Here is a 12061-nt window from a genome sequence, read left to right on the forward strand (position 1 = left end):
GCCGTTCTCGATGGCCGGGATCCTCTGATGGCCGAGGGCGCGCGCCGGGCCGCCTGGACGGGGGCGGGCGTGGCGGCGGCCTCCCTCCTCGCCGTCGCCTGGCTCGACGGCTCCCTCGACCTCGCCCTCACCGCCGCCGCACTCGCCGCGGCCGGGCTCGGCGGCTCGATCGGCGGGCGCCACCGCCCCCCCGTCGCGGCGCGGACGGAGGCCGCAAGCCCGGCCCGCCACGCCATCGCCGAGGCGTTGCTCGCCAACATTCCCGATCCCGTCATCCTGATCGATCGCCGCTCCGTCGTCCTCGAGGCGAACCCCGCCGCGCGCGCGCTCCTCCCGAACCTGAAGCTGCGCCACCCGCTCTCCTTCGCGTTGCGGGCACCGGAGATCCTCGACGGCATCGAGGAGGTCCTGCGCACCGGCCTGCCGCTGAAGACCGGCTACGCCACCCGCGTGCCGACCGAGCGCAGCTTCGAGGTGCAGATCGGCGCCCTGCCGATGCCGCAGGCGGGCGGCCAGCCGAACGTGGTGCTGTTCCTGCGCGACCTCACCTCGGCGCAGCGCCTCGAAGCGATGCGCGTCGATTTCGTGGCCAATGCCAGCCACGAGCTGCGCACGCCGCTCGCCTCGCTCCTCGGCTTCATCGAGACCCTGCAAGGGCCGGCCCGCAACGATGTCGCCGCACGCGAGCGCTTCCTCGCCATCATGCGCACGCAGGCGCAGCGGATGACGCGGCTCATCGACGACCTGCTCTCGCTGTCGCGGATCGAATTGCGCGAGCACGTCGCCCCGACCGAGACGGTCGATCTCGGTCAGATCGCGCGCCAGATGGTGGATGCGCAGGCACCGCTCGCCGCCGAGCGCGGCGTCGGCGTGGCCGTGCAGGCGGAGGAGGGCGCTTATCCCGTTCTGGGAGAGCGCGACGAGTTGCTGCGCGTGGTCGAGAACCTGATCGAGAACGCGGTGAAATACGGCGGCACCCAGGTCACGGTCTCGCTCGCCCGCGGCGTGCAGGGACGTCTCGGCGAGCCCGAGACCGAGCTCGCGGTCACCGATGACGGCCCCGGCATCCCGCCCGAGCACCTCCCCCGATTGACCGAGCGCTTCTATCGGGTCGACGTCACGTCGAGCCGCCAGCAGGGCGGGACGGGGCTCGGCCTCGCCATCGTCAAGCACACGCTGAACCGTCACCGCGGGCGGCTGGCGATCGAGAGCGAGATCGGCCGCGGCACCGTCGTCCGCGTCAGGCTGCCCGAGCCGCCGCCGGGCGAGACGGGGACGGGGCGCTGATCCGGCCCACCGGCTGCCGCGAGGATGGCGGCGCGAGCCAGCCGTCCCGCCCTTGACCTTCCCATCATGGGAAGCCCCACATGAGGGATCCTGGATAGGCAGACGCGATCCTCTCCCATGTCCGATACCGCTCTTCGACCCCGTATCCTGAGCTTTCCCGTCTCCGGCCTGTCCTGCGCATCCTGCGTCGGTCGCGTCGAGCGGGCGCTCGCGGCCCTGCCGGGCGCCCGCGACGTCTCCGTGAACCTCGCCAGCGGCCGTGCGAGCCTCGTTCTCGGGGCGCCCGGGGCACCGGGCGAGGCCGCCGAGGCCGTCGCCGCTGCGGGCTACGCGATCCCTCAGGCGGAGACGGTGCTGCGGGTCGAGGGGCTGACCTGCGCCTCCTGCGTCGGCCGCGTCGAGCGGGCGCTGGCATCGGTGCCGGGCGTCTCGACCGCGAGCGTCAATCTCGCCACGGCGGAGGCCCGGGTGCGGCACGCGGACGGGCTCGTCTCGGCCGAGGACCTCGTCGCCGCCGTCGAGGCGGCCGGCTACGCGGCGAGGGCCGAGCCCGCCGCAGCCTCGATCGACCCGACGGACCGGCATGCGGCGGAGGCGGCCCGATTGCGGCGCGATCTCATCGCCGCAGCGATCCTGTCGCTGCCGATCGTCGTGCTGGATATGGGCGGCCACCTCCTGCCCGGGTTCCATCACGCCGTCTCCGGACTGGCCGGAGCGCAGGCGCCCTCGCTCCTGCAGGCGGCGCTCGCGACGCTGGTCCTGGTCGGCCCGGGTCGGCGCTTCTTCGCCCGCGGCGTGCCCGGGCTGCTGCGCGGGCACCCGGACATGAATGCGCTCGTCGCCCTCGGGGCGGGCGCGGCCTACCTCTACTCCCTCGTCGCGACGCTGGCGCCGGGCTGGCTGCCGGCGGGCAGCGCCCATCTCTATTTCGAGGCGAGCGTCCTCATCGTCACGCTGATCCTTCTCGGGCGCTTCCTCGAAGCCCGCGCCAAGGGCCGCACCGGCGCGGCCATCGCCCGTCTCGTCGGGCTGGCGCCGAAGACCGCGCGCGTCATCCGCGACGGCGCCGAGACCGAGATCGGCCTCGATGCGCTGCGGGTCGGCGACATCGTGCGGGTGCGGCCGGGCGAGCGCGTCTCCGCGGACGGCCTCGTGGTGGCCGGCGCGAGCTTCGTGGACGAGAGCATGGTCACGGGTGAGCCCGTCCCCGTCCGCAAGGAGCCGGGGAGTTCGGTCGTCGGCGGCACGCTCAACGGCCCGGGCGGGTTCGATCTGCGGGTCGAGCGGGTCGGAGCCGAGACGGTGCTCGCGCAGATCGTGCGGATGGTGCAGGCGGCGCAGGGCGCCAAGCTGCCGATCCAGGCGCTGGTCGACCGGGTGACCGGCCGCTTCGTGCCGGCCGTGATCGCGATCGCGGCCGCCACCTTCCTGGCCTGGCTGATCCTCGGCCCCGAGCCGGCGCTCGGCCACGCCCTCGTCAACGCCATCGCGGTGCTCATCATCGCCTGCCCCTGCGCGATGGGCCTCGCGACACCGACCTCGATCATGGTCGGCACCGGCCGCGCCGCCGAGCGCGGCGTGCTGTTCCGCAACGGCACCGCCCTCCAGGCCCTGCGCGGCGTCCGCGTCGTCGCCCTCGACAAGACGGGCACGCTGACCGAGGGCCGCCCGCGCCTGACGGATCTCGTCGCGGCGCCGGGGATCCCCGAGGACGAGGTGCTGGCCCTCGCAGCCGGCGTCGAGGCGCGCTCGGAGCACCCGTACGCCGAGGCGGTCACCCTGGCCGCGCGCGAGCGGGGGCTCACCCTCGCCGCGGTCGAGGATTTCGAGGCCGTGCCCGGTTTCGGCGTCACGGGCCGGATCGGCGGGCGCCGCGTGGCCGTCGGTGCCCGGCGCTACCTGGAGCGCCTCGGCATCGACACGGGGACGCTCGCTGCTGAAGCCGGGCGCCTCGCCGCGGCCGGGCGCAGCCCGCTCTACGTCGCCCTCGACGGGCATCTCGCGGCCCTCATCGCGGTGGCCGATCCCGTCAAGGCCGGGGCCGCGGAGGCCGTGGCGGCGCTGAGAGCGCGCGGCATCGCCGTCGCGATGGTGACGGGAGATAATCGGCTCACGGCGGAGAGCGTCGCGCGGGACCTCGGCATCGCGGAGGTCGCGGCCGACATGCTGCCGGCGGGCAAGGTCGAGGCGGTGCGCGCCCTTCGCGCCGCGCAGGGCCCGGTCGCCTTCGTCGGGGACGGCATCAACGACGCGCCGGCGCTGGCCGAGGCCGATGTCGGCATCGCGATCGGGACAGGCACGGACATCGCGGTCGAGAGCGCCGACGTGGTCCTGATGTCGGGTGCCCTCGACGGCCTCGTCACCGCGCGCGACCTGTCGGGGGCGGTGATGCGCAACATCCGCCAGAACCTGTTCTGGGCCTTCGCCTACAACGCCGCCCTTATCCCGGTGGCGGCGGGCGCGCTGACCTTCATCGGCGGACCCGCCCTCTCGCCGGTGCTCGCGGCCGGCGCGATGGCCCTGTCGAGCGTCTTCGTCGTCGGCAATTCCCTGCGGCTGCGCCGGGCCGGCGGGCGCGCCGGGCCGGGGCGTGACGGCGCGGTTCCGGCGGAGCGGCCGGCATGAAGGGGCACGAGCCGGGCCGGATCACCATCGGAGAGGCGGCGCGGCTGACCGGCGTCTCGGCCAAGATGATCCGCTATTACGAGTCGATCGGCCTGCTGCCGGCACCGATCCGGGCCGAGAGCGGCTACCGCACCTACGGCGCGGCGGATCTGCACACCCTGCGCTTCGTGCGCCGGGCCCGGGACCTCGGCTTCTCGATGGAGGCGATCGGCGATCTCCTCGCCCTGTGGCGGGACCGAAGCCGGTCGAGCGCGCAGGTGAAGGCCATCGCCCTCGATCACGTCGCGGCGCTCCGGCGCCGGATCGCCGAGCTCGAGGGCATGGCGGGCACGCTCTCGGACCTCGCGGAGCGCTGCTGCGGCGACGAGAGGCCCGATTGCCCGATCCTCGACGATCTCGCCGAGAGGCCGGATGCGGGGACCTCCCCGCGCCCCTGACCGTTGACCCGGCGGTTGGCCTCCTGTTTGCTGGCCGCAAGCCCGGTGCGCACGGCGAGAGGTGCGGGCCGCGCCCACCGGCCGGACGGCCCGTCCGCCCTCCACATCGCCAGACCCTCCGAGAGCCATGCCCGTCGTCGACCGCATCGGCGCCTTCGCGGACGAGATCACCGCGTGGCGCCACGACCTGCACGCCCACCCGGAGCTGCTCTACGACGTCGAGCGGACGGCGGCCTTCGTCGCCGAGAAGCTGAGCGGCTTCGGCTGCGACGCGGTCGTCACCGGCATCGGCCGCACCGGCGTCGTCGGCGTCATCCGCGGGCGCGGCACCGCCTCGAACCGGGCGATCGGCCTGCGCGCGGACATGGACGCCCTGCCGATCCAAGAGGTTCGGGATCTGCCCTACCGCTCGACGGTGCCGGGCCGGATGCATGCCTGCGGGCACGACGGGCACACGGCGATGCTGCTCGGCGCAGCCCGCTACCTCGCCGAGACCCGCGCCTTCGACGGGACCGCCGTGATGATCTTCCAGCCGGCCGAGGAGGGCGGCGGCGGCGGCGAGGCGATGGTGCATGACGGGCTGATGGAGCGTTTCGGCATCGAGGCGGTCTACGGCCTGCACAACATCCCGAACCTGCCGGTGGGTCGCTTCGCGATCCGGCCCGGTCCGATCATGGCCTCGACGGACCGCTTCACCATCACGATCCGCGGCCGCGGCGGGCACGCCGCCCTCCCGCAGCACGCGGTCGACAGCGTGCTGGTGGCGAGCCACGTCATCGTCGCCCTGCAATCGATCGTGTCACGCTCCGTCGATCCGCTGCAATCGGCGGTGGTCTCGGTCTGCGCGCTCGAGGCCGGCGAGGCGTTCAACGTCCTGCCCGACAGCGTCACCCTGCGGGGCACCCTGCGTGCCCTCTCGCAGGAGGTGCGGGGCACGATCAAGGACCGGGTTCGGGAAGTCGTCCGGAACGTCGCCTCGGCCTTCGGCGCGGCGGGCGAGATCGATTTCAGCGGCAGCTACCCGGTGACGGAGAACCACCCGGCCGAGGCGCAGTTCATGGCCGACGTGGCGGCGCAGGTCGTGGGAGAGGCACAGGTCGACCGGGCCGTCGCGCCGCTGATGGCGGCCGAGGATTTCTCCTACATGCTCGCCCACCGGCCCGGCGCCTACATCTTCATGGGCAACGGGCCGAGCGCGGGCCTGCACCACCCCGAATACGATTTCTGCGACGCGGCCGCTCCCTACGGCGCCTCGCTCTGGGCCCGCCTCATCGAGACGGGGCTGCCGCTGCAGGGGTGAGGGCGCGCCCCGTCATCCCCCGTAGCGATCCTTCAGCAGCCGGTAGACGAGGCGCGCCGTCTGCACCTCGCCGCCCTCCGGACGCCCCGGCTTCGTCGAGGGGTTCCAGCCGTACAGGTCGAAATGGACATGCGCGCGGGTCTTCGGCGCGAAGCGGCGCAGGAACAGGGCCGCCGTGATCGCCCCCGCGAAGGGGCCGCCCGAGACGTTGTTGAGGTCGGCGACCTTCGAGTCGAGCAGGCTCGCGTAGGGCGCGTGGAGCGGCAGGCGCCAGACGGGATCCGCCGCCTCGAGGCCCGCCGCCGCGACCGCGCCGGCGAGGGCCTCGTCCTCCGTGAAGAAGGCCGGCAGGTCAGGCCCGAGCGCCACCCGGGCCGCGCCGGTCAGGGTCGCGAAATCGATCAGGAGGTCCGGCTCCTCGGCATCGGCGAGGGCGAGCGCGTCCGCGAGGATCAGGCGCCCCTCGGCATCGGTGTTGCCGATCTCGACCTTCAGGCCCGCGCGGCTCGCCAGCACGTCGCCGGGCCGGAAGGCCGCGCCCGAGACGGCGTTCTCGACGGCGGGACTGAGGAGGCGCAGCCGCAGGTTCAGCCCGGCCCCCATCACCATGTCGGCAACAGCGAGCGCGGCGGCCGCTCCGCCCATGTCCTTCTTCATCAGGAGCATGCCGGCGGAGGGCTTGATGTCGAGGCCGCCCGTGTCGAAGGCCACGCCCTTGCCGACGAGGGTGACGCGCGGCGCGTCCGGCGACCCCCAGGTCAGGTCGATCAGCCGGGGTGCCCGCACGGAGGCGGCACCGACCGCGTGCACGAGCGGGAAGTCGCGCGCCAGCGCCTCATCCGCGATGATCGCGATCAACGCGCCGTGGCGCCGCGCGAGATCGCATGCGGCCGCCGCGATCTCGGCCGGGCCGAGATCGTTCGCCGGCGTGTTGACGAGGTCGCGCCCCATCGCGACGGCGCCCGCGATCCGCCCGATCTCGGCGGCGTCGACGCCGTCCGGTGCGACGAGGCGCGGCCTCTCGCCCGTCGCCTCCCGGTAGCGCCCGAAGCGGTAGCTGCCGAGAAGCCACGCGAGGGCGGCCTCGGCCGGGTCGATCCCGCCCTCCAGGCGGTAGCTGCCGGGCGGCAGCAGCCCCGGCAGCCGGCCGGCGGCCAGCCGGTCGCGGCCCGCTCCCTCCGCCTCGCCGAGGCCGAACAGCACGCGTGCGATCGAGCCGTCCTCGGCCGGCAGCAAGGCGAGCCGGCCCGGCTTCGGGGAGAAGTCCGTCGCCCGCAGGTAGGTTCTCTGGGCAGAGGAGAGGGCGGCCTCCGTCTCGGGCCAGCCCGCGGTGCCGACGCAGCGGATCGGAATGGCACGGCTGCCGGCGGGCAGGAATTCGGGCGAGGCTGGGTTCGTCATGCGTCCGAAGGGGAGGGGCCGAAGCCTTAACCGGGGATTAGGGTTAACGCTCTATCACCGGCGGGGCGGGCCCGTGAAGCGGGCGGCCGCGACCCTGTCCGGAGCGTAGCATGATCACGGCGCACTCGACCGCCCCTGCGGCCTCTGCGAAGGCGGGCCGCCCGGCCGGAAGCATGCGCCGAACCCCGCTCGCCGCCGCCCTCCTAGTCTCCCTGCTGGCGGCCGGGTGCCAGTCGCGCTCCCCGGAGACGACCGGCTCGATCGGGGGCCTCCCGTCCCTCGGGCTCGGCGGCTCCGGACCCGAGCGGACCATCTCCCGCCGCGAGGTCGAGGCGCTCGGCGCGAGCTACGCCTCCGATCCGAACGATCTCAACACCGCCATGCGCTACGCCCAGGGCCTGCGCGCCGTCGGTCAGCGCACGCAGGCCGCGGCGGTGCTGCAGCAGGCCGCGCTCCGCAATCCGAAGAACGTCGCCGTGCTCGCCGCCTACGGAAAGACCCTGGCCGAGGTCGGCCGGTTCGAGGAGGCGGCCGAGGTCCTGCAGAACGCGCACACGCCCGCCCAGCCCGACTGGCGGGTGCTGTCGGCGCAAGGGTCGGTCGCCGACCAGCTCGGCGACCACGCCCGCGCGCAAGGATTCTACGACGCGGCCCTGAAGATCCGGCCGAACGAGCCGATGGTCCTGTCGAATCTCGGCCTGTCCTATGCGCTCTCCCGCCAGCTCGACCGGGCGGAGGAGACCCTGCGCCTCGCCGCCGCGCAGCCGGGGGCCGATCCCCGCGTGCGCCAGAACCTCGCGCTCGTGCTCGGCCTCAAGGGCCGCCTCCCCGACGCGGAGGCCGAGCTGCGCCGCGACCTGCCGCCGGAGGAGGCGGCCGCCAACGTGCAGGCCCTGCGCTCCTTCGCGACCCGATCGGGTGCGGCGAAGGCGGACCAGTCCGCCCGCAAGCCCGCCCCGCGCGGGTGAGAGGCCGGAGCGGTCGCCGCTCCCTAGCGGAAGACCTGGATCAGGGCCGGCGTCAGGATGACGACGAACAGGACCGGCAGGAAGAACAGGATCATCGGCACGGTGAGCTTCGGCGGCAGCGCCGCCGCCTTCTTCTCCGCCTCGTTCATGCGCTGGTCGCGGCTCTCCTGTGAGAGCACCCGCAGCGCCTGCCCCACCGGCGTTCCGTAGCGCTCCGCCTGGATCAGGGCGGTGCTCACCGACTTGACCGCCTCGATGCCGACGCGGGTCGCGAGGTTCTCGTAGGCCATGCGCCGATCCGGCAGGTAGGACAGCTCGGCCGTCATCAAGGCGAGCTCCTCCGCGAGCACGACGGATTGCGCCGCGATCTCGGTGCTGACGCGCCGGAAGGCGTTCTCGACCGCCATGCCGGATTCGACGCAGATCAGGCTCAGGTCGAGGGCGTCCGGCCAAGCCAGGCGGATCTCCGCCTGGCGCTTCTTGGCCTTGTTCATCAGGTAGAGTTCCGGCGCCTTCATGCCGAGCAGCGCGGCCAGGATCACGATGCCGACCTGCACGAGGAAGGGCTGGTCGAGAACCTCCAGGACGAACAGGTAGAAGGCCGTGCCGAAGCCCAGCGTGATCGGCGCGACGAGGCGGAAGAACAGGAAGCCCGTCTCGGCGCCCACGCCGCGGTAGCCGGCCATCATCAGCTTGCGCTTGGCCGTCTCGGTGCCGAGCCAGCGGTGAAGGTCGAATTGCTCGACGACCCGCTTCATGTAGGCTTTCGGCTCGATGCGCAGGGTGGCCTTGCTGGAGAGGCGCTCCCGCTCGCGCTTGCGCATCAGCTCCCGCTCGTCGCTGACGAGCTTCATGCGCTTGGCCAGGACGTCCGGCTCCAGGAAGGGCTGCAGCACGGCGAAGGCGGTCGCGGCGACCGCGATGCCCGTCAGGACCATGCCCACGAAGCGGGGGTCCATGAGCTTGCCGACGATGATCTCGACCATGATGGGCTCTCTGCGGCTGCTCCCGTCCGCTCGACCTCCCCGGCCCGTCCGCCCGCGGTCTCGGCGGGGCCGGGGGCGGGGTCAGAAGTCGAAATGGATCATCTTCTTCATCGTGAACACGCCGATCGACATCCAGACGGCGCAGCCGGCCAGCGCGAGACGACCGATATCCGTCGTCCAGAGAAGGGAGATGTAATCGGGGCTGGTGAAGTAGGTGATCCCGGCGACGACGAAGGGCAGGCAGGCGATGATGCCGCCGGACGCCTTCGCCTCCATGCTCATCGCCTGGACCTTGGCGGCCATCTTGCGCCGCTCGCGCAGCACCCGCGAGAGGTTCGTGAGCGCCTCCGAGAGGTTGCCGCCCGATTGCTGCTGGATGTTGATCACGATCGCGAAGAAGTTCACCTCCGGCACGGGCACGCGGTCGTAGAGCCGCAGCACCGAGTCGCTCAGCGACAGGCCGAGCGTCTGCGCCTCGATCACCTGCCGGAACTCGCTGCGCACCGGCTCATCCGCCTCGCGGGAGACGATGCGGAAGCAATCGTTGACCGGGATGCCGGTCTTGATGCCGCGCACCACCACGTCGACGGCGTTGGGCAGTTCCAGGATGAACTTGTTGATGCGCCGCTTGCGCAGGTATTTCAGCAGCCAGAGCGGCAGCCCGACCCCGCCCGCGAAGGCGGCCCCGAGCCCGGCGAACGGGTTCTCCGTGGCGGTCAGGATCACCAGGCCGATGACGAGGCCGAGCAGCGCCGAGATCGCGAAGTAGGTCCGCCGGCTCCAGGTGAGGCCCGCGCGGGCGATCTTCAGTTCGAGGGTGACCTTGGTTCCCCGGCTCTTCGCGTCGATCTCGTTGAGGGTCTTGGCCACCTGCTCGCGGCGATTGACCGTGACCCCGCGGGTAGCCGAGGCCGAGACCGAGGCACTGACGGCCTTGAGGCGCTGAGCCGCACGCCGCTCCCCGCTGAGAAGGGGCAGGATGACCGCGTAGGCGACGGCGCCCGCGGCCAAGGCGCCGAGCCCGGCGGCGATGGGGAGGTTGACGGCGCCCATCAGAGCGCGGGCCCGGCCTGGTCCGCGGCGGCGTCGAGGGCGGCCGCCAGGGCGCGCTCCTCGCCGTAATAGCGGGCGCGCTCCCAGACTCTCGGCCGGCCGACACCGGTCGAGCGGTGACGCCCGATCAGCTTGCCGTTCGCGTCCTCGCCGAGGATGTCGTACAGGAAGAGGTCCTGCGTCGTGATGACCTCGCCCTCCATCCCGAGCACCTCGGTGATGTGGGTGATGCGGCGGGAGCCGTCGCGCAGGCGGGTCGCCTGGATGATCACGTCGACGGAGCCGCAGATCATCTCGCGCAGCGTCCGGGCGGGCAGGGAGAAGCCGCCCATCGTGATCATCGACTCGATGCGCGAGAGGCACTCGCGCGGCGAGTTCGCGTGCAGCGTGCCCATCGAGCCGTCGTGGCCCGTGTTCATCGCCTGGAGGAGGTCGAAAGCCTCCGGGCCGCGCACCTCGCCGACGATGATCCGTTCGGGCCGCATGCGCAGGCAGTTCTTGACGAGATCGCGCATGGTGACCTGCCCCTGGCCCTCCATGTTCGGGGGGCGGGTCTCGAGGCGGACCACGTGGGGCTGCTGCAGCTGCAGCTCCGCGGCGTCCTCGCAGGTGATCACGCGCTCGTCGTGCTCGATGAAGGCGGTGAGGCAGTTCAGCAGCGTCGTCTTGCCCGAGCCGGTGCCGCCCGAGATCACGATGTTGCAGCGCACCTTGCCGATGATCTTCAGGATCTCCGCCCCCTCGGGGGAGATCGCGCCGAAGCGCACGAGCTGATCGAGGGTCAGCTTGTCCTTCTTGAACTTTCGGATCGTGAGCGCAGGGCCGTCGATGGCGAGCGGTGGCGCGATCACGTTGACGCGCGAGCCGTCGGGCAGGCGCGCGTCGCAGATGGGCGAGGCCTCGTCCACGCGCCGGCCGACCTGGCTCACGATGCGCTGGCAGATGTTCATCAATTGCTGGTTGTCGCGGAAGCGGACATTCGTGTGCTGGATCTTGCCGCTCACCTCGATGAAGGTCCGGTTCGCGCCGTTGACCATGATGTCGGCGATGTCGTCGCGGGCGAGCAGCGGCTCCAGCGGCCCGTAGCCGAGGACGTCGTTGCAGATGTCGTCGAGCAGTTCCTCCTGCTCGGCGATCGACAGGACGATGTTCTTGAGCCCGATGATCTCCGAGACGATGTCGCGGATCTCCTCGCGCGCGGTCTCGGTGTCCAGGCGGGCGAGCTGCGCGAGGTCGATCGCCTCGATCAGCGCGCCGAAGATCATGCTCTTCGTGCGGTAGTAATCCTCGGAGCGCACCTGCTCGGCAGGGGGTGCGGCGACGGGCTCGGGGCGCCGGGGCGCGGCCGGCTCGGGCACCTGCAGGGCGGGCGCCTTGGACGCGGGCGCCGCGACCGCGGGCGCCGCAGCGGCACTCTGCCGTCTACCGAACATGGGGCGTGTCCCCGTCTCTCGCGGCTCTCTGGCTCACCCGGCGGCCCTCAGGACGCTTTCCGCCGCGCGAGCTTGGCGCGGATCGGCTCGAGCAAGGGATCGAGCAGGGTGGCGCGCCCGCGGCGGATCTCGGGCCGACCGAGGATCGTCGCGGCGAGGCTGGCGAAGGTCTCGGCGGTCTTCGATCCCGGCTGCACCTCGGCGATCATCTGGCCGTTGTTGGCGGCCGCGCCGAACAGGGCAGGCTCGAAGGGTATGCTGGCGAAGAGCGGCATCTCCAGCGCCTTGGCGAACTCCGCCGCCCCGATCTCGGGGCGCTTGGGCATGTTCACGCCGTTGAGGACGATGCGCGGGCCGCGGTCGTTCGGGCGACCATGCTGCAGGCTCGCCGCGAGGTTCTTGGCGTTGCGCAGCGAGGCGAGGTCTGGGCCGGCCACGATCAGGATCTCGTCGGCGGCGACGAGAACCCGGCGCGACCAGGCCGACCAGATGTGGGGCACGTCGAGGACGATGCAGGGCACCGCCGCGCGCAGGTGGTCGATCAGCCCGTCGAAGGCCGTCTCGGCGAGGT

The 12061-nt window shown here is 72.5% G+C and carries 10 protein-coding genes; 5 read left to right on the top strand and 5 right to left on the bottom strand.

The genetic code is table 11. From position 1 onward, the window contains the following. Positions 1-27: 27 nt before the first annotated feature. From E1J50_RS17310 to E1J50_RS17325, 4 genes are all read left to right on the top strand, one after another. Entirely contained in the window at positions 28-1287 is a 1260-nt protein-coding gene (locus E1J50_RS17310; RefSeq protein WP_132255087.1) for an ATP-binding protein, read from the top strand. A gap of 117 nt (positions 1288-1404) precedes the next feature. Beyond that, the gene (locus tag E1J50_RS17315; RefSeq protein ID WP_132255088.1) at positions 1405-3912 is read left to right on the top strand and encodes a heavy metal translocating P-type ATPase; all 2508 of its coding nucleotides are present in this window, start codon (positions 1405-1407) and stop codon (positions 3910-3912) included. After that, positions 3909-4349, top strand: coding sequence for a Cu(I)-responsive transcriptional regulator (gene cueR, locus E1J50_RS17320; RefSeq protein ID WP_132255089.1), 441 nt, complete (start codon positions 3909-3911; stop codon positions 4347-4349). Before E1J50_RS17315 ends, cueR begins: the two co-directional genes overlap by 4 nt. 127 nt (positions 4350-4476) lie before the next feature. Continuing rightward, complete coding sequence (locus E1J50_RS17325; RefSeq protein WP_132255090.1) at positions 4477-5649, top strand: M20 aminoacylase family protein; 1173 nt, start codon at positions 4477-4479, stop codon at positions 5647-5649. A 12-nt stretch (positions 5650-5661) separates the two neighbouring features. Here E1J50_RS17325 and E1J50_RS17330 read toward each other — a convergent pair whose 3' ends face one another. Next, positions 5662-7050: a leucyl aminopeptidase family protein gene (locus tag E1J50_RS17330; RefSeq protein ID WP_132255091.1), complete on the bottom strand. Its 1389-nt coding sequence runs from the start codon at positions 7048-7050 to the stop codon at positions 5662-5664. A gap of 173 nt (positions 7051-7223) precedes the next feature. On the opposite strand from E1J50_RS17330, the gene E1J50_RS17335 reads away from it, so the two are divergent. Then, entirely contained in the window at positions 7224-8018 is a 795-nt protein-coding gene (locus E1J50_RS17335) for a tetratricopeptide repeat protein (RefSeq protein WP_132255092.1), read from the top strand. Between the two features lie 23 nt (positions 8019-8041). Here E1J50_RS17335 and E1J50_RS17340 read toward each other — a convergent pair whose 3' ends face one another. The 4 genes from E1J50_RS17340 to E1J50_RS17355 all read right to left on the bottom strand — a co-directional run. After that, positions 8042-9004 (bottom strand): type II secretion system F family protein, encoded by a 963-nt coding sequence (locus tag E1J50_RS17340; RefSeq protein ID WP_132255093.1) that lies wholly within the window; start codon positions 9002-9004, stop codon positions 8042-8044. A gap of 81 nt (positions 9005-9085) precedes the next feature. Beyond that, positions 9086-10057 (bottom strand): type II secretion system F family protein, encoded by a 972-nt coding sequence (locus E1J50_RS17345; protein ID WP_132255094.1) that lies wholly within the window; start codon positions 10055-10057, stop codon positions 9086-9088. Continuing rightward, positions 10057-11490, bottom strand: a complete 1434-nt coding sequence (locus E1J50_RS17350) for a TadA family conjugal transfer-associated ATPase (protein ID WP_132255095.1) — start codon at positions 11488-11490, stop codon at positions 10057-10059. Before E1J50_RS17350 ends, E1J50_RS17345 begins: the two co-directional genes overlap by 1 nt. Before the next feature lie 47 nt (positions 11491-11537). Next, positions 11538-12061 (bottom strand): CpaE/TadZ family protein (locus E1J50_RS17355; RefSeq protein ID WP_425374943.1); only part of this gene is annotated, 524 nt, incomplete at its 5' end.

This window comes from Methylobacterium segetis (assembly GCF_004348265.1).
Lineage (GTDB): Bacteria > Pseudomonadota > Alphaproteobacteria > Rhizobiales > Beijerinckiaceae > Methylobacterium > Methylobacterium segetis.